Annotated in this window: 1 pseudogene; it reads right to left on the bottom strand. The window is 57.2% G+C overall.

The features are described from left to right. A pseudogene (locus HK25_RS13080) lies at positions 1–229 on the bottom strand (hypothetical protein); the annotation flags it as partial.

Here is a 229-nt window from a genome sequence, read left to right as displayed (position 1 = left end):
TCAGAAAGCGGGATATCAGGTGAGAGTATGGACGGCGTTGACTGGGTTGCTGACGTGACAGTCAAAACTGAGACCAGTTTTGCACCATCACTCAGCGCCAGGTGTCCTGCGCTATCAAGAGCGGCCACACCGCCTGCAACACCACGCATTGCTGAAACGGTAGCCGCTGCATTATTGCCCGCGGCTGTCGCTGCGTTTGCAGCAGTTTGTGCTGCGTTCTGCGCTGCTG

The sequence above is a fragment of the Acetobacter sp. DsW_059 genome, from assembly GCF_002153695.1.
GTDB lineage: Bacteria > Pseudomonadota > Alphaproteobacteria > Acetobacterales > Acetobacteraceae > Acetobacter > Acetobacter thailandicus.
The sequence above is the reverse complement of the archived record's forward strand: the minus strand, read 5'-3'. Positions and strand labels throughout refer to the sequence as shown.